This is a genomic window from Lactobacillus laiwuensis (assembly GCF_019972835.1).
Lineage (GTDB): Bacteria > Bacillota > Bacilli > Lactobacillales > Lactobacillaceae > Lactobacillus > Lactobacillus laiwuensis.
Map to the genome: position 1 here is coordinate 1 of NZ_BPPB01000006.1, position 21,313 is coordinate 21,313.

A 21,313-nucleotide genomic window follows, 5' to 3' on the forward strand; every position below is an offset into this window, starting at 1 on the left:
AACACAGCAGTTAAGCTTCTTCACGCCGAGAGTAGTTGGTGGGAGACTGCCTGCGAGGGTAGGACGCTGCCGTGCTTATGGAGGATTAGCTCAGCTGGGAGAGCATCTGCCTTACAAGCAGGAGGTCACAGGTTCGAGCCCTGTATCCTCCATTCCGAGTCGTTAGCTCAGTTGGTAGAGCATCTGACTTTTAATCAGAGGGTCGACGGTTCAAGCCCGTCACGACTCATGGCCCCATTTTGCGGGTGTGGCGGAATTGGCAGACGCGCTAGATTTAGGTTCTAGTGTTTTCGGACGTGTGGGTTCAAGTCCCACCACCCGTATTCGCCAATAATATATACCATATTTACATTTTGCCGATTTAGCTCAGTTGGTAGAGCATCTGTCTTGTAAACAGGGGGTCGTACGTTCAAATCGTATAATCGGCATTACATATTATGCGGAAGTAGTTCAGTGGTAGAACATCACCTTGCCATGGTGGGGGTCGCGGGTTCGAATCCCGTCTTCCGCTTTCATTACTTGCCGGGGTGGCGGAATTGGCAGACGCACGGGACTTAAAATCCCGCGGTTGGTTTCAACCGTACCGGTTCGACTCCGGTCCTCGGCATTTAGTGATGCGCCCTTAGCGCAACTGGATAGAGTGTCTGACTACGAATCAGAAGGTTGAAGGTTCAAATCCTTCAGGGCGCATGATAACGGGAAGTGGCTCAGTTTGGTAGAGCACCTGGTTTGGGACCAGGGGGTCGCAGGTTCGAATCCTGTCTTCCCGATTGTAATCTTTGTAAAATGGTTACATTGTTGGCGGTGTAGCTCAGCTGGCTAGAGCGTCCGGTTCATACCCGGGAGGTCGAGGGTTCGATCCCCCCCGCCGCTATTTTCCAGAGCTTGGACCTTTAGCTCAGTTGGTTAGAGCAGACGGCTCATAACCGTCCTGTCGTAGGTTCGAGTCCTACAAGGTCCATAAAGTATGGAGTTTGTTTGTACTTTTATATTTTAAAATCGCGGGATGGAGCAGTCTGGTAGCTCGTCGGGCTCATAACCCGAAGGTCGGTGGTCCAAATCCACCTCCCGCAATATGGTCCATTGGAGCAGTGGTTTATCTCGTCTCCCTGTCACGGAGAAGATCATCAGTTCAAATCTGATATGGACCGTAGGATGGCTCGGTAGCTCAGTCGGTAGAGCAAAGGATTGAAGCTCCTTGTGTCGGCGGTTCGATTCCGTCCCGCGCCATTTGTTATTAGTGCGGGTATGGTTTAGTGGTAAAACGAAAGCCTTCCAAGCTTTAGTCGCGAGTCCGATTCTCGTTACCCGCTTTTTGGGGCCTATAGCTCAGCTGGTTAGAGCGCACGCCTGATAAGCGTGAGGTCGATGGTTCAAGTCCATTTAGGCCCATTGTGGAGACTTACTCAAGTGGCTGAAGAGGCGCCCTTGCTAAGGGTGTAGATCGGGTTATTCTGGTGCGAGAGTTCGAATCTCTCAGTCTCCGCTTATACATTAAAAAGACCGTTAGAATTATATCTACGGTCTTTTTAATTGGTAAAGTTAGCTTTAATTGAGCTGCTAATACTTTTCAAAGGAAGCTGATACAACCTTTTCTATGATATTATGTTTTAATACTGTGATTGCTGGAAAAAGTATGTTTAGCTGGGAATCTTTTGAAAAAAAGTTCAACTTTTTGCACAAAAGTCTTGCATGATGAACCATAATCCTGTATTATTAATAACGTTGTGATTCAGCAACTTAACAGGATTTGTTGGGTTAACTAAATAAAAAACAGTTGACTTTTGACAATAAGTTAGGTATTATAATTAAGCGTCTTATGGCGTAGGAACGATAAATATGACCCGTTGGTCAAGCGGTTAAGACATCGCCCTTTCACGGCGGTAACATGGGTTCAAATCCCGTACGGGTCATTACCATTCTTGGTATATTTACATTTACATTTGGAGGATTACCCAAGTGGCTTAAGGGGACGGTTTTGAAAACCGTTAGACGGTCTTGCCGTGCGTGGGTTCAAATCCCACATCCTCCTTTAATAATAATCGCGGGATGGAGCAGTCTGGTAGCTCGTCGGGCTCATAACCCGAAGGTCGGTGGTCCAAATCCACCTCCCGCAATATGGTCCATTGGAGCAGTGGTTTATCTCGTCTCCCTGTCACGGAGAAGATCATCAGTTCAAATCTGATATGGACCGTAGGATGGCTCGGTAGCTCAGTCGGTAGAGCAAAGGATTGAAGCTCCTTGTGTCGGCGGTTCGATTCCGTCCCGCGCCATCAGCCTGGAGGAGTAGCGAAGTGGCTAAACGCGGCGGTCTGTAAAACCGCTCTCTCTGAGTTCGGCGGTTCGAATCCACCCTCCTCCATAATAGGGATATCGTATAAAGGTAGTACATCGGTCTCCAAAACCGCTAGTGTGGGTTCAATTCCTACTATCCCTGTTTACCTTCATGGCGGAATTGGTGAAGGGGTTAACACACCGGTTTGTGGATCCGGCATACATGGGTTCGAATCCCATATTCCGCCCTAGTATTGGGATATAGCCAAGCGGTAAGGCACTAGACTTTGACTCTATTATGCGCTGGTTCGAATCCAGCTATCCCAATCTATTTATTAATAAAATTCGATGGCGGTGTAGCCAAGTGGTAAGGCAGAGGTCTGCAAAACCTTAATCGTCGGTTCAAATCCGATCCCCGCCTTTATCGGTTCACTCATTGAACTGTAAATTAAAACACATCATGGCGGTGTGGCGGAATTGGCAGACGCGCCAGACTCAAAATCTGGTGTCCGTTTAGGACGTATCGGTTCGACCCCGATCACCGCTATTACTAAGCAGTCCTCATACGAGGGCTGCTTTTGTATTGTTAGTTTTTCTATAAAAATTGCACAAGTCATGTATAATCTTTATAATACCTTTTATGGAGGTATTCAAGATGAATATAGGTATTTTTACCGATTCATATTTCCCACAATTAAGTGGTGTAGCAACATCAATTAAAACCTTAAAAGATGCTCTTGAAAAGCAAGGTCATAATGTTTTTATTTTTACTACTACTGATCCTCATATTAAAAAGGGAACAGTTGAGGCTAATATATTCCGTTTCAGCAGCGTTCCTTTTATTTCATTTACCGATAGGCGTGTGGCGTTTAGAGGCTTTTTTGAAGCTACAAAGGTTGCTCGTGAGGTTAAATTGGATATTGTTCACACCCAAACTGAATTTGCTTTGGGTATGATAGGGAAGTATGTTGCCCACCAATTGAAAATTCCGGCAATTCATACTTATCATACTATGTATGAAGATTACCTGCACTATGTTTTAAATGGTCATTTGCTTAGGCCATATCATGTTAAGCAATTTACTAATGCTTACTTAAAAAATATGGATGGTGTTATTGCACCTAGTAAGCGCGTAGAGGCTCTTTTGAAGCGTTATAAGGTAAATATACCTATGAGGGTTATTCCAACTGGTGTGGACATAAATAGTTTAAATAGGCCTGAAACAGTTGACGTTCGCAAAGAGTTAGATATTCCAGACAATGTCCCGGTATTATTGACTTTGAGTAGAGTTGCAGAAGAAAAGAAAATAGATCGCATCCTAAATGCAATGCCGGAAATTCTTGATGAGTTTCCGCAAACACGTCTAGTGATTGCTGGAGACGGACCAGATATGGAAGTTTTGCAAGAACAGGTGGAGCGCTTAACATTGGAGGACAGTGTAATATTTACTGGCGATATACCTCATGATGATGTTGGTTCATACTATAAAATGGCAGACCTGTTTGTTTCAGCCAGTGATACGGAAACTCAAGGTCTGACATATATTGAAGCTTTAGCTTCAGGTACGAAATGTGTCGTTTATGATACGGACTATACTGAACATGTTTTTGATGATGAAGAATTTGGCAAAGTCTTTAGCGGTCCTGGCGAAATGCTAAATGAAATATTATTCTATTTAAGAAAAGGGAGAAAAAGAATTCAGCCTGATAAATTGGCTGCAAAATTGGAACAAATCTCTGCTCAAAAATTTGCTAGTTCAGTTTACCAATTTTATCAAGATACAATTTCAAATTCTCAAAAGGATCTCAAAGAGGAGACAAATGATTAGAATTAATATGTTTTCACAAGCTGCCTCGGTAAAAGGGCAGGGGGTCGGATCTGCATATACAGAGCTGATAAGATTACTTAGAACACACTTGGTTGACAAGTTTTATGTTACTAATAACAGATATGGTAAAAGTGATCTCACACATTATCATACAGTGAACCCAACTTATTTTGCTAATAGTTTTTCACCTGCACGTGGACGCAAAATTGGTTATGTTCACTTTTTACCGGAAACGCTTGAAGGATCAGTTAAATTGCCATCAGTGGCAAAAAATATCTTTTATAAGTACGTAATTGATTTTTATAAACGAATGGATGAGATCGTAGTCGTTAATCCCATTTTCATCGATAAATTAGTTAAATATGGCATCAAGCGTGAAAATGTTAAGTATATTCCGAACTTTGTGTCGAAAAATGAGTTTTATTCGGAAAGTCAGGAAAAAAAGAATTCATTTAGGCATCAATTAGGCATTCCACTTAATAAATTCGTAGTTTTTGGTGATGGTCAAGTACAGGCTCGTAAAGGCGTTGATGACTTTGCCAAACTGGCTGAGGCAAACCCTGAGATGCAATTTATCTGGGCCGGAGGTTTTTCTTTTGGCAAAATAACTGATGGTTACGATCATTTTAAGAAATTGGTCGAAAATCCACCACAGAATCTTAGATTTACGGGAATAATTGATCGGCGGAAATTAGTTGATTATCTCAACATTGCGGATCTATTTGTTTTGCCATCTTATGATGAGCTTTTTCCTATGTCTGTTTTAGAGGCCTTTAGCTGTGGTACGCCAGTTTTGTTGCGTGATCTCGATTTATATCAGGCAATAATTAATGGTTACTACCTGAAGGGCAGCAATTTTACTGAAATGAATCAGCAATTACAAGCAGCTGCTCACGATACTGCAATTTTAAATAAATATAGCAAGTTATCCGATGAAGCCAGTGAAAAATATTCTGAAGATAATTTAGCCCACATATGGGATGATTTTTATCACGAACAGTATGAAATTGGTCGTGAGCTGGGACAAATTCGCTAATGAATAAAAAACACTTGTGGGGCGTTGCCATAGTTCTTGTAATAAGTGGCATAATCTTATATGTTGACTTAAGATCAACTCCAATTGCCCAATTGGAGCAAGCAGCTCGCAATATTAATTTGATTGGATTAGTTGCTGTTTTTGGTTTGATGCTTCTTTCTTATGTTTTTGAAGCTAGCATTTTGGCAGTTCTTACCAAACGCAAAAATGAACCTAAACGTTCAAAATGGTCTTTTTTTAGAATTCCTTTGATTCAAGCGCTTTTCAATGCCATCACTCCTATGTCAACTGGTGGTCAGCCTTCGCAATTGGCTGCTATGGTTCAAATGGGAATAGAAGGCGGTCGGGCAACATCCTTACTACTAATGAAGTTTATTATTTATCAAATTGTAGTTTTTTTAGCTTACGTCACTACAATTATTACCGGCTTTCATATGGTTGCAACCAAGTTTGCGGGTTTAGCTGTTTTCATTGCAATCGGCTTTTTAATTCATGTTAGCTCTATTGCTTTTTTGCTGGCAATTTTGTTTGCCTATAATTGGACTAAAAATGCTGCCAACTGGATAATGAACTTACTAGCGAAATTTATTAATCAAAAGCGAGTCGCTATATGGCGTAAAAACACGCTTGACAAAATTGAAACATTTTATGAAGAAAGCCAAAAGCTAAAAAGAGAAAAAAAGAAATTGCTAGTGTGTGTAGTACTGACTGTTTTACAACTATTATGTTTTTATTCAATTCCTTACATGACTCTGGTCACATTAAATGTTTCTGCTGATTGGGCAAGCGTAACTCAAATGAACATTATGATTATCATGTTCATGGCAATCATACCAATTCCTGGAGCTTCAGGTGGGGCAGAATATAGCTTTCAAACTTTATTTTCCACCTTTATTTCATCTAATGGTACCTTAATCGTAGGGATGTTCTTGTGGCGTTTTGTCACGTATTTTTTCGGCATGATTTTAGGAATCTTTGGCTGGATTTTTAAACCGCAAAAATTGCTAAGCCCACAAAATGATTAATTTTTATTAAAATCCCTGTGTTTAACTGCAGTTAAGGGTAAGATATAGGCTTAGTGAGAGGAGAATAGGATGACACGTATCAAGTCTTTTCTACAATGGCTAACCCAAACCAAACTAGGCTTTTTTACTATTGTTTTAGTGACTTTCTGGTTGAAGACATACGTAATTTATCTAACAAAATTTAATTTGGGTGCTGAGGGTGCAATGCAGAATTTTCTGCTATTTTTAAATCCTTTGCCTTCAGGACTACTTTTGCTGGGAATTGGTCTTTTCTTTAAGGGTAGAAAGTCCTATTGGATTGTGATTGCAATTGATTTTGTTCTCAGTTTGTGGTTATTTGCCAATATCCTTTATTATCGCGAGTTTTCAAATTTTTTGTCTTTGTCTATTATTAAAACTTCCGGCTCAACTGCTGATAACTTGGGTAAAAGCATTGTAGGAATAACCCGAATAACTGATTTTTTAGCCTTTATTGACATTGCTCTTATCATTTTTTTAATGGTTGCCAAAGTTGTTGAATATGACTTACGTCCATTAAAGTTAAGATTTAATCTTTTGCTTGAAGGTATTGCAGTTCTTCTCATAGGCGTTAACTTGTTAATGGCTCAAAAAGACCGCTCAGGTTTGCTAACTAGAACTTTTGACAACAGCTATATCGTTAAATATTTAGGTATGAATGAATATGCGGTATATGATGCCTTTAAAACGGCTCAAACAAGTGAGCAAATGGCAAAGGCTAATGTTTCTGACTTGCAATCCGTTAAGAAGTACTTAAAGATTAATTACGTTAAACCGAATAGTACCTATGCAGGCGTTGCCAAAGGCAAAAATGTTATGGTTATACATCTTGAAAGCTTTCAGCAATTTCTAATAGGATATAAATGGCAGGGCAAAGAAGTTACTCCTAATCTAAATAAACTTTATCATTCTAAAAATACTCTTAGTTTTGCTAATTTTTATAACCAAGTAGGTCAAGGCAAAACTTCGGATGCCGAGATGATGCTGGAAAATTCTCTTTTCGGTTTACAATCAGGTTCAGCCATGTCTAGTTATGGTACTTCAAATACGTTTGAGAGCGCCCCGGCAATACTAAAACAGCAGGGGGGATATACTACTGCTGTTATGCATGGCGGTGCTGGTTCTTTTTGGAATCGTAATAATGCCTACAAGCAATTTGGCTATGAGTACTTTATGCCGCTTTCTTATTATCAAAATAAGCCCAAATATTACATCGGTTATGGCTTAAAAGACAAAATTTTCTTCTCTCAATCTATTAAATATATCGAACGTTTGCCGCAACCTTTTTATCTTAAATTAATTACTGTAACTAATCATTATCCCTATGATTTGGATAAGAAGAACCAGTCAATTGCTAAAACCGAAACTGGTGATGAAACGGTCGATGGTTATGTCCAAACGGCTCATTATTTAGATCAAGCCGTAGGGCAATTAATGCGGTGGCTGAAAAAAACTGGCTTAGATAAAAATACACTACTTGTTTTTTATGGTGATCATTATGGTATTTCCGGCAACCACCATAAGGCCAGTGCAGAACTTCTTAATCAGGATGAATTTACTAATTTTGATAACCTGAAATTTCAGCGTGTTCCCTTAATGTTTCATATGAAGGGGTTAAAAGGTGGCATTAAAAGAACTTATGGTGGAGAAATTGACGTGTTGCCAACATTATTAAATTTGCTTGGAATTAGGAACAAGGGCACTATACAATTTGGTCATGATTTGTTAAGTAACAAGGCACCACAAATTGTTGCCCAGCGTAATGGCGACTTTATAACACCGCTATATGCAAAAGTAGGCAGTACGTATTATGATACTAAAACTGGTGAGGAAATAATTCAGCCAGACAAAAAATTAAAGACTGAGTTAGTAGCAATTTCGAACAAGGTAACCACACAGCTTTCATTATCTGATCGCGTTATAGCGGGTAATCTCTTACGTTTTTATCATCCAAAGTGGTTTAAAAAGGTTAAACCACAAGATTATGATTATAATGAGCAAAAAGCCTTAAAGAATTTATATGCAAAAAATAAAACTTCTTTATGGTATAAAAATCACCAAAAATCAACGCAAAATAAATTTAAAACCGATGCACCTGAACTTGAAAAATAAAACTCGAAATTAAATCTATTTTGTGCTAAAATTTACCAGTAACGTATCTGTATATTGGAGGCAGCGCATTGTACAATTTATTTATGACGCTACTAATTATTGTTTCAATCTTAATCGTTATTGCGACAATGATGCAGCCGCAAAAGCAGCAAGATGCATTGAATGCACTCTCTGGCGGTGCAGTTTTTAGTGGTCAAACGAAGAAACGTGGTTTTGAAGCATTTATGGAAAAGGTAACATCTGTTTTACTGGTGCTCTTTTTCGCTTTTGCTATTGTATTAGCTTATTTGTCTTCAAAATAACTAATGGTTCCTCCCGATCAAGTGATGGGAGGACTTTTTTTATCTTTTTACTAACGAAATGGAGTTAAGTGCATGGCACAAAACGAGAATATCTTAGCCAATGTTTTAGAGATTTTTCGTCACAATCCTAAAAAACAATATCAAGTTGAACAAATTGACCGTATGTTGCGCCGAGACAGACTTGGCAGTTTTTCAGATATGGTCAAAGCATTATCCTATTTGGAACAGGAAAAGAAAATAATTACCGATGGCAATGGCCGATATCAATTAGCTGAGGAAAATATCGAAGTTGAAGGCACTTTTAAGGCAAACAGCAAGGGCTTCGGCTTCGTCAAACTCGAAGACGAAGATGCTGATGATATTTTTATTGCTCGCGATTACACAGCATATGCCGTAGACGGTGATCGTGTTAAGGTCAAAATAACTGCTGGTGGTAATCCATGGAATGGTAAGGGACCTGAAGGACAAGTAGAAGAAATTCTCGAACGTGGCACAAAAACACTTGTCGGTGAATTTCATTCAATGACTGATGCTCAAATAAAAACCAGTCATTTTATTGGTTATGTTCTCAGCTCAAATAAAAAACTGGCGAACTATCGTGTTTATATTAGTCAGGACAGTTTGCGTCCACAAAAACAAGATATTGTCAAAGTATCGCTCGCTAACTATCCTGACAAAGATAATCCAGATTCGATGACAGGTGTTGTTACCAATATTATTGGTAACAAAAATTTACCAGGCGTCGATATTATGGCTATTGTGTCCGAACATGATGTTCGGACAGAATGGTCTGAAGATGCTCTTGAGCAGTCTAATGCTATTCCTGATCACGTGACTGAGGCTGAAATGGCAGATCGAGAGGACATTAGGGAGCAGCCTGCAGTTACCATTGACGGTGATGATTCCAAAGATTTCGATGATGCCGTGGTTTTATGGAAACTTCCTAACGGTAACTACCATTTGGGGGTTCATATTGCTGATGTAGCGCATTATGTGACGGAAAATTCTCCTTTGGACAAAGAAGCTTTTACCAGGGGTAATAGTACATATCTTGTTGACCGTGTTATTCCTATGTTGCCCTTGAGATTATCTAACGGCATCTGCTCATTAAACGAAGGACAAGATCGTCTTGTTTTGTCTTGTGAAATGGAAATTTCACCTGAAGGTGAAAGAATTAATTACCGCATTCATCCTTCTGTTATGCGATCACATGGTCGTATGACTTATAACAATGTCAATAAGGTTTTGGATCCAGATAATCATGAAGAGCTTGAAGACAAATACGTTAAACTGGCACCCATGTTGCAAGATATGGCTGAACTGCATAACGTTTTATATCAGCAAAGGCATCGCCGTGGTGCTATAGATTTTGAGGAACCAGAAGCAAAAATTATTGTCGACGACCAAGGTAAACCCACAGATATTGTGTTACACGATCGTGGAATAGCTGAAAAAATGATTGAATCATTTATGTTGATGGCAAATGAAACTGTGGCGGAAGACTTTTATCGCAAGCACGTTCCGTTTCTGTATCGTGTACACGAAACTCCAGATGTTGAACGCATTAAAGGCTTCTTTGAATTTTGCAGTGCTTTTGGGTTGCACATTACTGCTGACCCTAATCACGTAAAGCCAATTGACTTGCAAAAAGTTGTGGCTAAAACAACTGATACGCCTGAAGAAGCAGTAGTCCAAATGATGATGCTCCGTAGTTTAAAGCAAGCACATTATTCTGAAGAACCACTGGGACACTTTGGTTTAGCGGCTAAGTTTTATACTCATTTTACTTCACCAATTAGGCGTTATTCAGATTTAATGGTTCACAGGATGATTCATGCCTATAGTGAAAGTGGCACAACTCAAAAAGTTAAGGATCATTTTGCCAGCTATTTGCCTGAAGTTGCTGATCAGACTTCAACTCAGGAACGTGTATCTGTTGATACCGAAAGAGAAGTAAATGATCTCAAAATGACTGAATTTATGGCTGATAAAGTGGGTGAACACTTTGATGCTGTTGTTTCATCGGTGACTAGTTTTGGCATGTTTATCCAATTACCTAATACCGTTGAGGGCTTAATTCACATTTCAAATTTGACTGATGATTTTTACAGTTACAATGAAAAAAGCATGACTCTAACTGGGCGCGACACTCATAAACAATATCATGTTGGGATGCCTCTTAAAGTAACCCTTACCAATGCCAACGTTGAACAGCATCAGCTTGATTTTGAAATTTATGATCCTAATGTACCTAAGAGGCCACATAATAATCGTGGTACTAAAAACGAAAGACGCGGCAATCGCGGCTTTCGCAACGATCACGCACATAAGGGTCACTATCGTAACAATTTTCAAAAAAATGGTAATCATCCACACTTAAGTAGATACAAGCATTAGGTTAGAAAATTGAAAAAAGAAAAAAATGAAAATTTAATTGCTCAAAATAAAAAAGCACATCATGATTATTTCATTAAAGAAACATATGAAGCAGGCATTGCTTTAACGGGCACAGAAATAAAATCAGTGAGGGCACGGCGTGTTAATTTACGCGATGGCTATGTCCAAATTATTAACGGTTCTGCTTTTCTTGAGAATGTCCACATCAGCGAATATAAGCAAGGCAATCGCTATAACCATGAACCACTTCGCTCAAGAAGATTGCTTTTACATAAAAAGGAACTGGCAAGACTTGCTAAGGACCAATCTGCACGCGGGATTGCAATTATTCCTTTGAAGGTCTATCTTAAACATGGTTTTGCCAAAGTTCTTATTGGTGTTGGCCAGGGAAAGAAAAAATATGATAAGCGTGAGGCAATTAAAAAACGGGATCAAGAACGAGAAATCCGCAGACAATATAAAATATAAAAGGACGGTTTAATTAGTTTTATAGTTAAACTGTTTTTTAATTTTACATTTGTTTAAAATTGAACAAATTATAAATATCTATTTTAAAAGCCTCAGTATATAAGTTAATAATCTTGATTTAACGGTGAAATTATTTGAAATACCCTTGTGTATAAATCACAAAGTTGCAAATAAAATAATCTTTTTTATTGAATTTTTTTGTTATCTTTGCCAAATACCTTTGCAATATTGCGTAGAATTTATTAATATTATTAATGTGTATATGACTGATTTTATTAGATAGTAATGCTTAAATTTGTAACTTTAATAGAAGTGTAAACAAGTGAGTATTGAAAGAATAGAATATTTTTGATTATTTCTGCCTGTATTTGAAATTCTAGAGAAATTTGTTTTTAAAAAGTAGGGTGTTTCATTATGCTCTCTTTATATGTAAGGATTTGAATCGGAATGGAATTTAATAAAGTTTATAACCATGAACGAGTAACTCGCAAGTTTACTAGTAGAAAAGTTAACGAAAAATTACTTGCTAAGATTATTCAAAGGGCACAGTTATCCCCATCGTTACTTAACTCACAGCCTTGGAAGGTTTATATGTTAACTGGTGATGCGCTTGCTGGTCTAAAAAAAGAAGTGAAAACTCAAATAGATAATAATGTTGAGCCTCACGAAGATTTTGTCCAAATGTTGTCACTTAATTGGGATTCATATCCTAGTCAAAATATGGCTGCTGTTGGGGCTTCCCAACCGTATTTTTTTAAGAACAAAATGGAACTTTTCTCGGAATCAAATAACAATATGTTTAACGCTCAGGATGTCGCGTTCTTGACGATTCCCAGAACCTCTCCAGCTTGGTCAGTTTACGACTTAGGGATTTTTTCACAAAGTATTATGCTGCTTGCGCTCAATGAGGGATTATCAATTATGCCAGCGCACTCAATGGTATCTTATCCTGAGCTGGTACGTAAGTATTGTAAAATCCCAGAAGATGAACTTGTGGGTATGGCAATTGGTTTAGGGTACCAGGATAATGCGGCAGAAGTTAATGATCCCAAATTTTATCCTGATCGTTTACCGTTTAAAAAAATTTATAAATTAGTTAAATAGGCAAGTAATTTAATTAAAATAAAGCGCTATTAATGATAAAATGTTTAATGAGGTAATTTAATTTAAACGATAAACTAATAAAGGTGATATAAATTTTGAGTACAGCCCAAATAGTTACTAATTTAATAGCAACTTTAGTTATTTTTGTTTTTGCAGCTTTCTTTGTGGCTGCAGAATTCGCTTTGGTTCAAACTAGGCCAAGCCAACTTGAAGATATGCTGTCTAATAAAATTGGCAACCATCGCAAAGTTAAACGCGCTTTGCATATGACTCATAATTTAAATGAGTATCTCTCCACAACACAGGTAGGAACTACCCTTGTTGGAGTAGTCTTAGGTTGGTTTTCTGCTGATACTTTAGCTGCAATATTTGAAAGAATGTTTAATTTAGTTGAGCTTAACCATTCTGTCATTCGCTCTATCAGTGCAATCTTAGGCGTTATTCTTTTAACTTATTTAGAAGTTGTAGTTACAGAAATCGTGCCCAAAAATATTGCAATTGACATGCCTGTGAAGATTTTGCTAAAAATTGTAACACCTTTACAGTTATTTCATACTTTGGTTTACCCTTTTGTTTGGTTACTTAATGCTAGTTCAAATGGTTTACTAAAAATGTTAGGTTTTGAGCCGGCTGATGAGGAAAATCAGGTTTATTCTCAATCAGAAATCATTAAATTATCACGTAAAGCTGTTCATGGGGGCTCACTTGATAAAAACGATCTGACCTATATGAAACGTGCTTTTGAACTGAATGACAAAATAGCTAAAGACATTATGACTGATAGAACACGGCTAGTAGTTATTAATTCAACTGAAACAATTAAGCAAGCTCTTAAAATGTATTTAGATGAAGGTTCAAGCCGAATACCGGTTGTGCGTGATAACAATAAGGATGATATTGTTGGTTATATTTATGCTTTTGATGTTATTCAGCAGAGTCAAATTGATGATAAAGTGCCAGTGACGCGCATCATTAGAACGATGATCACTGTACCTGAATCGATGCCAATTCAGGATATTCTGCAATTAATGATTAAGAAGCACACGCCAATTGTCCTTGTTGTGGATGAATACGGTGGTACCAGCGGAATAGTTACAGATAAGGATATTTACGAAGAATTATTTGGTACTGTCAAAGATGAAATTGATGATGTTTCTGATGATTACATAATTAAAGACGAGCAAGGTAATATTCATGTATCCGGCAAAACCACTTTATATGATTTTGCCCGTTACTTTAAAAAGGATTTAAAAAGCTTCCAAGATAGTGACATTATTACAATTGGTGGCTACATGATGGAACACTATCCAGATTTGAAAAAAGGTGAAAAAGTTGAGTTAGAAGGATTTGAATTCAAACTTGACGATATAGAGCAGGGATTTATGCGCTGGTTTATAGTTAAAGCTGTAGCTAAAGAAAAAAAGGCGTCTAAAGAAGAATAGACATTTGAAAAGGAGTTGTCTCTTGGACAACTCCTTTTTATTTATTATTAACTAATTTAATAATTTCAGGTTTTAACACACCAATATATTTTAAGTTGCGGTAAAAATTCATAAAATCAAGTCCGTAGCCCACTACGAATTCATTTCCGACTTTTGAACCAAAGTACTCAATATTAACATCTACTTTACGATTTGCTTCTTTGTTTAGTAAAACGCAGCATTTAACGCTTTTGGCGCCACGTTTTTCAAGCAACTTTTTCATAAAATCTAAAGTCAGACCAGTGTCAACAATGTCTTCAACGATTAAAACATCACGATCTTTAACATCGGTTGCTAAATCAGAAACTAACTTAACTTTCCCGGAAGACTCCATTTCGTTACCATAACTGGAAACATCCAGAAAATCAATTTCTGCTTTAACATCCATTTCTCTGACTAAATCGGTTAAGAAGAAGATGGCACCTTTAAGAGCCCCGACGATTAGTGGCTTTTTACCAGCATAATCGGTGGTAAGTTGCTTTCCTAATTTGACACACATCTGGTGAATGTCATCTTCACTAAACAATTTATGATCAATAATATTATTAATATTGTCGTTTTTTGGCATTTATCTACCCTTCATTTAAAACAATTATAATTCCTAATATTTTCGATTATATCATTTTTTGAGCAAAAAAACAGATTATTTTGGACTGTTTTAAGTAATTAAGGTGTAAATTACGTACAAAAAGTATATATATTACTAAAAGCAGTAAGATTATTTATGGACTTATTTATTTTTTAAACTTGTAATGCCAGTTTTTGGTAAAATTAAAGAATAAGATATTTAAGTGAAAGGTAAAAAATGGATAAACAACAAGAAATAAAAATGATCAAAGACTTTTCCGATGCCAATTCTACTTCGGGCTTTGAAGAAGAATTTGTTAAATTGTTTACTGAAACAGTTCGTGATTTTGCTAATGTTAAAGTTGATGGCATGCTCAATGTATATGCAACTAAGAAAGAAAATAAAAAAGATCAGCCGGTAATTCAATTAGATGCTCATTCAGACTCAGTTGGCTTTATTACACAGGCTGTTCGTCCTAATGGAATGATTAAATTCGTACCATTGGGTGGCTGGGTCAAATACAATATTCCTGCTTTACGCGTTAAAATAAAAAATCGTGCGGGTGAGTATGTGCCCGGAGTAGTTGCTACTAAGCCACCACACTTTATGACTGCTGCTGAAAAAAATAATGTACCAGATGTAGCCGATATGTCTATTGATGTTGGTTCCAGTTCTCGAGCTGAAACTATAAACGACTATCAAATTGACACTGGCTGTCCAATTTTTGTTGATGTCAAATGTGAATACAATGAAAAAAGTGGTCTATTCTTTGGCAAAGATTTTGATGATCGTTTTGGCGCAGCAGCTATGGCAGATGTCCTGGACAATTTAAAGGGCGAACAATGTGATTTTAACGTTGTAGCTGCACTTTCAAGCCAGGAAGAAGTGGGCTTGCGGGGTGCATATGTCACAGCCAGAGCTGTAAGACCTGATTTAGCTATCGTTTTGGAATCATGTCCTGCTGATGATACTTTTACCCCAGAATGGCTATCCCAAACTGGATTAAAGCGAGGTCCAATGCTTCGTGACATGGATACATCGTTTTTACCTAATCCTAAATTTCAACAGTATGCTTGCGAATTGGCTGATAAGAATAAAATTCCGTACACTCGTTCAGTTCGTACTGGTGGTGGCCAGGATGGTGCTGCCATTTATTATGAAAACGGAGCACCTACCATTGTGATTGGCATCCCAGTGCGCTATGAACATTCGCCTTATTGCTTTAGTGCTTATTCTGACTTTAAAGCGTCTGTAGATCTGGCCCTTGCTATCATTCGTGATCTTACTAAAGAAAAACTAGCGAGTTTTAGTCAGTTTTAAAAACACTTGTTCTTTTGCATAGAGCAGAAAAAACTACTGAAGTGACCTTAAATTTAGGGTCACTTCAATAGTTAAAATGTGCTATACTAGTAAAAATGAATATCAGTCACTAGGGGTGCCAAATAGCTGAGAAATACCCTCTGAACCTGAACGGGACAATACCTGCGTTAGGGAAGTGTTAAATTTAGTTACTAAAGATGCTCCTAATGACTTATAAAGTTAGGAGTATTTTTATGTTTACAAGGTCTTCAAAATGGAATGTGAAGTCAATTATTTTAATCGCGCTGATTGGTATCATTATGGGCGTAATTTATACTTATGGTTTTAACTGGGCTTTTAATCTAGTTAAGATGCTCTTGGTACCGACAGGTTTTGCACCGGTGACGGATACTGTGTTTTCTGGTTTATGGCTTATGGCTGGGCCACTGGCAATGTACTTTGTTCCCACAGCTGGTTCTGGGACAATCGGTGAACTGCTGGCATCAATTGTTGAAATGGCAATTGGTGGGCAGTGGGGAGCTACTACCATTCTTTCAGGAGTCATTCAGGGTGCGACTAATGAAATTGGCTTTTTTCCTAAAAAAGAGCGTTACCAAAAATTCACCTGGAAAAGCGTATTAACTGGTGCATTCTTTGCTTCATTTGGCTGTTTCGTTCCATCATATATTTTATATGGTTGGAGTAAATTCAGTATGCAGGTTCAAATAGTGATGTTCATTACTAACATCATTTCTGCGTTAGTTTTCGATGGCGTTTTAGTGAAATTAATTACGAATTTATTTGACAATGCTTTAAAACCTAAAGTTGATTAAATACGCAAAAAGGAGTAATGCCAGTAATGCATTTTGTACTTGAGCCCCAAAAGTTGGACAACTTTTGGGGCTCAAGTACGTTTACTCCTTTTTTATTGCTCTTTTTTACTTAAAATAGAATGAACTTTAGTAGTCAGCATATCAATAGCCACATCATTTTTGCCACCTTCTGGGACAATGATGTCAGCATAACGCTTAGTAGGTTCAATAAATTGATGATACATTGGCTTAACGGTACTCAAATACTGGTCAATTACAGATTCAATAGAGCGGCCCCTTTCATTTAAGTCCCGTTCTAAGCGCCTAATAAAACGAATATCGTCGTCTGTGTCAACGTACACTTTAATATCCATTAAATCGCGAATCTCTTTGTTAGCTAAAACCAGAATTCCTTCAAGGATAATAATATCGGCAGGTTCCTTGTGAATCGTTTTTTGGCTGCGATTATGTTCTTTAAAGTCATAAACGGGCATCTCAATTGGCTTGTATGCCAGCAAATCACGTAGTTGCTTTTCTAGTAATGGTACGTCAAAGGCATCGGGATGATCATAATTGATCTTCATTCTTTTAGCCATGGGGATACCGGTATTATCTTTATAGTAAGAGTCCTGCGTCATAATCAGGACATGTTCGTTTTCCTGCATTTGTGCAACAATTTTTTGAGCAATTGTGGTTTTTCCACTGCCTGAGCCACCAGTAATTCCGATCACGACAGGCCTTTCTAGTCTCGACATTATGCCACTCCTTTTTAACCCTTAAATATTTTACTTTACTTTGCCGGTAATTACCAACAGTTAAGGCAAATTCGACTATTAAAGCGCCTTCAGACAGATAAAGAATGCGAATTAAATAAAAAAACATTGACAAGATAAGTGGAAGCGATTACTATAAATCTGGTACCAAAAATAATAAAGGTATATTTTAAAACATTAATAGCCTTGAATTTAGCCCTTTAAAAAGGGAGTTTTTTAAAAAAAGAAGCAAAAAAATAAGATAATGATACCAGAATGAAGACGATATCATGGAATTTAAAGAAAGAACTGCTGCAGTACAAGTACAAGAATACTTAGAATTTTTAATCCACTTTAAAAAAGTGAGTGAATTACCTTCGCAACGGGAAATATCAGAAAAATTACAAGTTAGTCGTAATGCAGTTAAGCATGCTCTAGACAGGCTTAAAGATGAAGGCCAAATACAAGCCAAAGAACGAACGGGAATAATTTCTAACAAGAAAATTGACATTAATATGCTGGGCATGGACTCAATGACAACTGAACTTAAGAATAAAACTGTCAAAATCGAGCACTTGGCAACCACCATTGAAAAAATGCCTGGGAGATTAAAGGATTTTTTTAATGCACCTGAAGGACTGGCTATCAAGATTGCACGAATTAGGTTTGTCAAAGATATTCCTTTAACCTATGAAATAACATATTTTAATCAAACAGATTTTACCAGACTGGCAAATATTGATTTTACTAATAAGTCACTTTATGAGGTACTGGAAAAAGAATATCAAATCAGGCCAACCTATGGTAGAGAGAGTATCGGTTGCTTTTTGGCTGATGAGAAAATAAGCACCCTGTTGCAGGTCAAAAAGGGGACTCCTCTCTATCAAGTAAACAGCTTTAATTATCAAGACGACGATTTTCCAATTGAGAGTACTACCCAATATTTATTAGGAAATAAATTTAAATATCATTTTAATGCCAATAATATTTATGATTATCAAGAGGATTAGTTTTGCTTTTTAAAGAAATATATGCTGATTTGGATCAAAAAATTAATAATGGTGGATATCCTCCTGGCAGCACGTTGCCAAATGAAGCTGAATTGCAAAAAAAATATGATGTTAGTAGAACCACAATTAGAAAGGCTGTTAATAAATTGGTAGCTGAAAATAAGGTTGTGCGAAAAAAAGGAAGTGGTTTATTTGTTGCTCCAATAATTTCAAAGCAAAATATTTTGGAAATGACAGGCATTATTAGGCCGTTATATTTGGAGTCATCGGACAAAATAAAATTTAAGGATACTTACTTAAGGCTAGTTGGTTCATATTATGCTGCAGTTTTTAATGTGAGCTCACACGAATTGTTATATGATATTTCTTTTACAGCAGAAATTAAGGGTGAAATTACCTGCGAACATTTACTTTTACTTTTAGATAACTTTCCGGGATTTGATTCAAATTGCTTAAAAGTAATGTCAATTATTGAAGCGGTCAATACCGGTACACAGAAGCCAGATGATGTTTACCAAGACTTTCAGTTAATTAAAGCAACAGAAGAAATTAGTAAGCAATTTCATATCCAGGAAAAAGATCCTGTGTTTAAAATTACGAACCTGTTTTCAACTAGACAAGGTAAAATTGTAGCCCTAGAGTACAGACTGCAGGATGCTGTAAAAACAAGGTACTCAATAGATTTTAGTTAATGGAGGAAAGAAAAATGATTAAACTAGTGCGAGTTGACCATCGCTTGGTCCATGGGCAGGTAGCTGTTTCCTGGTTTAATAGTTTAGACGTTAATACGATATTTGTAGTAAATGATGATGTTGCCCATGATGATTTTCGCAAATCGGCCATCAGATTGGCAAAACCGGAAAAGTCTAAACTGGTAATGAAGTCTGTAGCAGACAGTATTAAAGCAATTAATTCTGGGATAACCGATAAATATAAAATGTTAGTCGTAGTGGAATCGGTTGCTGACGCCGTTGAATTAATTAAAGGAACTGGAGATAAAATAACGAGCCTTAATCTTGGTGGCACTAAGCCCAGAGAAGGAACAACGAACTATTCCAAAACTATTAATTTAACTGCGGAGGAGGCTAATGAATTAGCTCAGTTGCAGCAAAAGGGAGTAGATGTCTGGATTCAGCAGGTGCCAAATGATGAGAAACAAGAATTTCATAAAAAATGATTGGAGGTAAATAATGAATGTATATTTAACCGCAATTATTTTGGCTTTAATTGCGATGATGGGTAATGGTGAATACTTTGTTGGTTCATCCATGCTGTCAAGGCCACTTGTAACCTGTACGCTAACTGGCTTAGTGTTGGGTAATCTGCATCAAGGAATTATTATGGGGGCAACTTTGGAGTTAGCCTTTGTTGGTTCATTTTCTATTGGTGCGGCAATTCCCCCAGAAATAATTTCCGGTAGTGTTTTGGGAACTGCTTTCGCCATCGGAGCGGGCAAGAGTACTGCGGTTGCTTTAACCTTGGGGATTCCAATTGCATCCCTGGTTTTGGTAATCAAAAATTTGTGCTTTATTTTCATATTACCGTTCTTCGTTCACCGCGCAGATAAATATGCCGAAGAAGCTGATGGCAGTGGTGTAAGTCGGATGAACGTACTGGGCGGCTTTTTCTCGGTTAACTTGCCAATAGGTTTAGTAGTTGGTATTTCCTATGTCCTAGGAAGCCCGGTAATTAAAGCAATTTTAGCAGTCATTCCCCAATTTATTATTAATGGCTTGGGAATTGCCACAGGGCTTCTACCAGCATATGGTTTTGCTCTGCTGCTTAAGATGATGGTCAACAAGAATAATGTCACTTTCTTTATTATTGGTTTTGCCTTGGCGGTTTATCTCAAAGTATCAGTAACTGGGGTAGCTATTTTCGGCGCATGTTTGGCCCTTATTCTAACTGGCTATTCCGCTTTCAAAGGCCAACCGTTAGTAAATACTGCTGCTAATTCTAATAATACAAGCGAAAAAGATTCAGATGATGGAGGCATAGATTATGAAGATGAAGAATTCTAAGTTACTCACCAGAAAAGATTTAATGAAAACTTTCTGGCGGTCGTTCACAATGGAATGGGCTTGGAATTATGAACGCCAAATGAATCTTGGTTATGCCTACTCCATGGTTCCGGCTTTACGAAAGATCTATGGTAAAAACAAGGAAAAATTAAAGGACGCTTATAAGCGGCACCTTGAGTTTTATAATGTTACGCCTTGGCTTAGTACTTTTCCTTTGGGTATTTCAATTGCGATGGAGGAGCAAAACGAACTTGATCCTGATTTTGATGCAGCTTCAATCAATAACATTAAAGTTGCTTTAATGGGACCTTTGAGTGGTATCGGTGATTCATTCTTTTGGGGTACGTTAAGGGTTATTGCCACGGGAATAGGTACTTCTCTAGCAATGCAAGGAAATATTTTAGGACCAATTTTGTTCTTATTGATCTTTAATATTCCGGCCATTATCACTAGATATTATGGTTTGTTTATTGGCTACAATATCGGTTCATCATTTATTGATAAAGTGCAAAAGACTGGATTAATGGATAAGTTAACCTATGGTGCTTCTGTTTTAGGACTTGCTGTTGTCGGGGCTATGGTTGCGACCATGGTAACTTTGAAAATGCCTTTGAAAATTGGTAGTGGTGCTGAAGCGACTACCGTTCAAAAAATTTGTGATGGCATTGTTCCCGGTATTTTGCCACTATTGTTTACATTCTTTATTTTCTGGCTTGATAAAAAAGGTTGGAAATCACAATATATATTGTTGCTAATAGCAGCAATCGGAATATTTGGTGCCTGGTCAGGACTGCTGGGTCAGTAAC

At 37.5% G+C, this 21,313-nt stretch carries 18 protein-coding genes, 27 tRNA genes and 1 riboswitch; of the genes, 43 read left to right on the top strand and 2 right to left on the bottom strand.

What is annotated here, in order from left to right; genetic code table 11:
• Positions 1 to 79: 79 nt before the first annotated feature.
• The 36 genes from LDM92_RS05665 (at position 80) to LDM92_RS05840 (ending at position 14,006) form a co-directional block, all read left to right on the top strand.
• Positions 80 to 152, top strand: a tRNA-Val gene (locus LDM92_RS05665).
• Between the two features lie 4 nt (positions 153 to 156).
• Positions 157 to 229 (top strand) — tRNA-Lys (locus tag LDM92_RS05670).
• A 12-nt stretch (positions 230 to 241) separates the two neighbouring features.
• A tRNA-Leu gene (locus LDM92_RS05675) sits at positions 242 to 323 on the top strand.
• A gap of 32 nt (positions 324 to 355) precedes the next feature.
• A tRNA-Thr gene (locus LDM92_RS05680) sits at positions 356 to 428 on the top strand.
• An 11-nt stretch (positions 429 to 439) separates the two neighbouring features.
• Positions 440 to 511 (top strand) — tRNA-Gly (locus LDM92_RS05685).
• A gap of 10 nt (positions 512 to 521) precedes the next feature.
• Positions 522 to 607, top strand: a tRNA-Leu gene (locus LDM92_RS05690).
• A gap of 9 nt (positions 608 to 616) precedes the next feature.
• A tRNA-Arg gene (locus LDM92_RS05695) sits at positions 617 to 690 on the top strand.
• A 6-nt stretch (positions 691 to 696) separates the two neighbouring features.
• A tRNA-Pro gene (locus LDM92_RS05700) sits at positions 697 to 770 on the top strand.
• A 30-nt stretch (positions 771 to 800) separates the two neighbouring features.
• Positions 801 to 874 (top strand) — tRNA-Met (locus tag LDM92_RS05705).
• A gap of 13 nt (positions 875 to 887) precedes the next feature.
• Positions 888 to 961, top strand: a tRNA-Ile gene (locus LDM92_RS05710).
• Positions 962 to 1,000: 39 nt separating this feature from the next.
• Positions 1,001 to 1,074: transfer RNA gene (locus tag LDM92_RS05715), tRNA-Met, on the top strand.
• Positions 1,075 to 1,077: 3 nt separating this feature from the next.
• A tRNA-Asp gene (locus tag LDM92_RS05720) sits at positions 1,078 to 1,151 on the top strand.
• A gap of 6 nt (positions 1,152 to 1,157) precedes the next feature.
• Positions 1,158 to 1,230: transfer RNA gene (locus tag LDM92_RS05725), tRNA-Phe, on the top strand.
• A gap of 12 nt (positions 1,231 to 1,242) precedes the next feature.
• Positions 1,243 to 1,313 (top strand) — tRNA-Gly (locus LDM92_RS05730).
• A 5-nt stretch (positions 1,314 to 1,318) separates the two neighbouring features.
• Positions 1,319 to 1,392, top strand: a tRNA-Ile gene (locus tag LDM92_RS05735).
• A 4-nt stretch (positions 1,393 to 1,396) separates the two neighbouring features.
• A tRNA-Ser gene (locus LDM92_RS05740) sits at positions 1,397 to 1,486 on the top strand.
• 355 nt (positions 1,487 to 1,841) lie between these two features.
• Positions 1,842 to 1,913, top strand: a tRNA-Glu gene (locus LDM92_RS05745).
• A 32-nt stretch (positions 1,914 to 1,945) separates the two neighbouring features.
• Positions 1,946 to 2,032, top strand: a tRNA-Ser gene (locus LDM92_RS05750).
• Positions 2,033 to 2,043: 11 nt separating this feature from the next.
• Positions 2,044 to 2,117: transfer RNA gene (locus tag LDM92_RS05755), tRNA-Met, on the top strand.
• A 3-nt stretch (positions 2,118 to 2,120) separates the two neighbouring features.
• Positions 2,121 to 2,194: transfer RNA gene (locus LDM92_RS05760), tRNA-Asp, on the top strand.
• 6 nt (positions 2,195 to 2,200) lie between these two features.
• A tRNA-Phe gene (locus LDM92_RS05765) sits at positions 2,201 to 2,273 on the top strand.
• 7 nt (positions 2,274 to 2,280) lie between these two features.
• Positions 2,281 to 2,362: transfer RNA gene (locus LDM92_RS05770), tRNA-Tyr, on the top strand.
• A 4-nt stretch (positions 2,363 to 2,366) separates the two neighbouring features.
• Positions 2,367 to 2,437: transfer RNA gene (locus LDM92_RS05775), tRNA-Trp, on the top strand.
• Between the two features lie 12 nt (positions 2,438 to 2,449).
• A tRNA-His gene (locus tag LDM92_RS05780) sits at positions 2,450 to 2,522 on the top strand.
• A 7-nt stretch (positions 2,523 to 2,529) separates the two neighbouring features.
• Positions 2,530 to 2,601: transfer RNA gene (locus LDM92_RS05785), tRNA-Gln, on the top strand.
• A 23-nt stretch (positions 2,602 to 2,624) separates the two neighbouring features.
• Positions 2,625 to 2,695: transfer RNA gene (locus LDM92_RS05790), tRNA-Cys, on the top strand.
• A 41-nt stretch (positions 2,696 to 2,736) separates the two neighbouring features.
• Positions 2,737 to 2,821 (top strand) — tRNA-Leu (locus LDM92_RS05795).
• 108 nt (positions 2,822 to 2,929) lie between these two features.
• On the top strand, positions 2,930 to 4,102 hold the full coding sequence (locus tag LDM92_RS05800) for a glycosyltransferase family 4 protein (RefSeq protein WP_223902401.1): 1,173 nt from the start codon (positions 2,930 to 2,932) through the stop codon (positions 4,100 to 4,102).
• Positions 4,095 to 5,138, top strand: a complete 1,044-nt coding sequence (locus LDM92_RS05805) for a glycosyltransferase family 4 protein (RefSeq protein ID WP_223902402.1) — start codon at positions 4,095 to 4,097, stop codon at positions 5,136 to 5,138. Before LDM92_RS05800 ends, LDM92_RS05805 begins: the two co-directional genes overlap by 8 nt.
• Positions 5,138 to 6,163, top strand: coding sequence for a lysylphosphatidylglycerol synthase transmembrane domain-containing protein (locus tag LDM92_RS05810; protein ID WP_223902403.1), 1,026 nt, complete (start codon positions 5,138 to 5,140; stop codon positions 6,161 to 6,163). Before LDM92_RS05805 ends, LDM92_RS05810 begins: the two co-directional genes overlap by 1 nt.
• Before the next feature lie 69 nt (positions 6,164 to 6,232).
• Complete coding sequence (locus LDM92_RS05815) at positions 6,233 to 8,293, top strand: LTA synthase family protein (RefSeq protein ID WP_223902404.1); 2,061 nt, start codon at positions 6,233 to 6,235, stop codon at positions 8,291 to 8,293.
• A 68-nt stretch (positions 8,294 to 8,361) separates the two neighbouring features.
• Positions 8,362 to 8,595, top strand: coding sequence for a preprotein translocase subunit SecG (secG, locus tag LDM92_RS05820; RefSeq protein WP_034977075.1), 234 nt, complete (start codon positions 8,362 to 8,364; stop codon positions 8,593 to 8,595).
• Between the two features lie 72 nt (positions 8,596 to 8,667).
• Entirely contained in the window at positions 8,668 to 10,992 is a 2,325-nt protein-coding gene (gene rnr / locus LDM92_RS05825) for a ribonuclease R (protein WP_223902405.1), read from the top strand.
• Positions 10,993 to 11,001: 9 nt separating this feature from the next.
• On the top strand, positions 11,002 to 11,460 hold the full coding sequence (gene smpB / locus LDM92_RS05830) for an SsrA-binding protein SmpB (protein ID WP_223902406.1): 459 nt from the start codon (positions 11,002 to 11,004) through the stop codon (positions 11,458 to 11,460).
• A gap of 447 nt (positions 11,461 to 11,907) precedes the next feature.
• On the top strand, positions 11,908 to 12,564 hold the full coding sequence (locus LDM92_RS05835) for a nitroreductase (RefSeq protein ID WP_223902407.1): 657 nt from the start codon (positions 11,908 to 11,910) through the stop codon (positions 12,562 to 12,564).
• A 95-nt stretch (positions 12,565 to 12,659) separates the two neighbouring features.
• The gene (locus LDM92_RS05840; RefSeq protein ID WP_223902408.1) at positions 12,660 to 14,006 is read left to right on the top strand and encodes a hemolysin family protein; all 1,347 of its coding nucleotides are present in this window, start codon (positions 12,660 to 12,662) and stop codon (positions 14,004 to 14,006) included.
• A gap of 37 nt (positions 14,007 to 14,043) precedes the next feature.
• On the opposite strand, the gene hpt is transcribed toward LDM92_RS05840, so the two are convergent.
• A complete protein-coding gene (gene hpt / locus LDM92_RS05845; protein ID WP_223902409.1) occupies positions 14,044 to 14,613 on the bottom strand; it encodes a hypoxanthine phosphoribosyltransferase in 570 nt (189 codons plus the stop codon).
• A 237-nt stretch (positions 14,614 to 14,850) separates the two neighbouring features.
• Here hpt and LDM92_RS05850 point away from each other — a divergent pair, with 237 nt between their 5' ends.
• Positions 14,851 to 15,933: a M42 family metallopeptidase gene (locus tag LDM92_RS05850; protein ID WP_223902410.1), complete on the top strand. Its 1,083-nt coding sequence runs from the start codon at positions 14,851 to 14,853 to the stop codon at positions 15,931 to 15,933.
• Between the two features lie 101 nt (positions 15,934 to 16,034).
• A riboswitch (TPP riboswitch) is annotated at positions 16,035 to 16,124 on the top strand.
• Positions 16,125 to 16,166: 42 nt separating this feature from the next.
• A complete protein-coding gene (locus LDM92_RS05855) occupies positions 16,167 to 16,745 on the top strand; it encodes an ECF transporter S component (RefSeq protein ID WP_223902411.1) in 579 nt (192 codons plus the stop codon).
• Between the two features lie 92 nt (positions 16,746 to 16,837).
• Here the strand turns inward: LDM92_RS05855 and udk are convergent, their stop codons facing one another.
• The gene (gene udk, locus LDM92_RS05860; protein ID WP_045927678.1) at positions 16,838 to 17,479 is read right to left on the bottom strand and encodes a uridine kinase; all 642 of its coding nucleotides are present in this window, start codon (positions 17,477 to 17,479) and stop codon (positions 16,838 to 16,840) included.
• Between the two features lie 287 nt (positions 17,480 to 17,766).
• Here udk and LDM92_RS05865 point away from each other — a divergent pair, with 287 nt between their 5' ends.
• The 5 genes from LDM92_RS05865 to LDM92_RS05885 are packed head-to-tail and all read left to right on the top strand — an operon-like array spanning position 17,767 to position 21,312.
• Positions 17,767 to 18,486, top strand: coding sequence for a GntR family transcriptional regulator (locus tag LDM92_RS05865; RefSeq protein ID WP_223902412.1), 720 nt, complete (start codon positions 17,767 to 17,769; stop codon positions 18,484 to 18,486).
• Between the two features lie 2 nt (positions 18,487 to 18,488).
• Complete coding sequence (locus tag LDM92_RS05870; RefSeq protein ID WP_223902413.1) at positions 18,489 to 19,178, top strand: GntR family transcriptional regulator; 690 nt, start codon at positions 18,489 to 18,491, stop codon at positions 19,176 to 19,178.
• A gap of 14 nt (positions 19,179 to 19,192) precedes the next feature.
• The gene (locus tag LDM92_RS05875; RefSeq protein ID WP_223902414.1) at positions 19,193 to 19,663 is read left to right on the top strand and encodes a PTS sugar transporter subunit IIB; all 471 of its coding nucleotides are present in this window, start codon (positions 19,193 to 19,195) and stop codon (positions 19,661 to 19,663) included.
• Positions 19,664 to 19,676: 13 nt separating this feature from the next.
• Positions 19,677 to 20,507 (top strand): PTS mannose/fructose/sorbose/N-acetylgalactosamine transporter subunit IIC, encoded by an 831-nt coding sequence (locus LDM92_RS05880; protein ID WP_223902415.1) that lies wholly within the window; start codon positions 19,677 to 19,679, stop codon positions 20,505 to 20,507.
• A complete protein-coding gene (locus LDM92_RS05885) occupies positions 20,488 to 21,312 on the top strand; it encodes a PTS system mannose/fructose/sorbose family transporter subunit IID (RefSeq protein WP_046331716.1) in 825 nt (274 codons plus the stop codon). Before LDM92_RS05880 ends, LDM92_RS05885 begins: the two co-directional genes overlap by 20 nt.
• The last annotated feature ends 1 nt before the right edge of the window (position 21,313 follow it).

Bases quoted from the DNA above. Each gene is read 5' to 3' on its own strand.
- LDM92_RS05800 (WP_223902401.1), top strand. From the start codon at position 2,930: ATGAATATAGGTATTTTTACCGATTCATATTTCCCACAATTAAGTGGT.
- LDM92_RS05805 (WP_223902402.1), top strand. From the start codon at position 4,095: ATGATTAGAATTAATATGTTTTCACAAGCTGCCTCGGTAAAAGGGCAG.
- LDM92_RS05810 (WP_223902403.1), top strand. From the start codon at position 5,138: ATGAATAAAAAACACTTGTGGGGCGTTGCCATAGTTCTTGTAATAAGT.
- LDM92_RS05815 (WP_223902404.1), top strand. From the start codon at position 6,233: ATGACACGTATCAAGTCTTTTCTACAATGGCTAACCCAAACCAAACTA.
- rnr (WP_223902405.1), top strand. From the start codon at position 8,668: ATGGCACAAAACGAGAATATCTTAGCCAATGTTTTAGAGATTTTTCGT.
- LDM92_RS05835 (WP_223902407.1), top strand. From the start codon at position 11,908: ATGGAATTTAATAAAGTTTATAACCATGAACGAGTAACTCGCAAGTTT.
- hpt (WP_223902409.1), bottom strand. From the start codon at position 14,613: ATGCCAAAAAACGACAATATTAATAATATTATTGATCATAAATTGTTT.
- LDM92_RS05850 (WP_223902410.1), top strand. From the start codon at position 14,851: ATGGATAAACAACAAGAAATAAAAATGATCAAAGACTTTTCCGATGCC.
- LDM92_RS05855 (WP_223902411.1), top strand. From the start codon at position 16,167: ATGTTTACAAGGTCTTCAAAATGGAATGTGAAGTCAATTATTTTAATC.
- udk (WP_045927678.1), bottom strand. From the start codon at position 17,479: ATGTCGAGACTAGAAAGGCCTGTCGTGATCGGAATTACTGGTGGCTCA.
- LDM92_RS05865 (WP_223902412.1), top strand. From the start codon at position 17,767: ATGGAATTTAAAGAAAGAACTGCTGCAGTACAAGTACAAGAATACTTA.
- LDM92_RS05875 (WP_223902414.1), top strand. From the start codon at position 19,193: ATGATTAAACTAGTGCGAGTTGACCATCGCTTGGTCCATGGGCAGGTA.
- LDM92_RS05880 (WP_223902415.1), top strand. From the start codon at position 19,677: ATGAATGTATATTTAACCGCAATTATTTTGGCTTTAATTGCGATGATG.
- LDM92_RS05885 (WP_046331716.1), top strand. From the start codon at position 20,488: ATGAAGATGAAGAATTCTAAGTTACTCACCAGAAAAGATTTAATGAAA.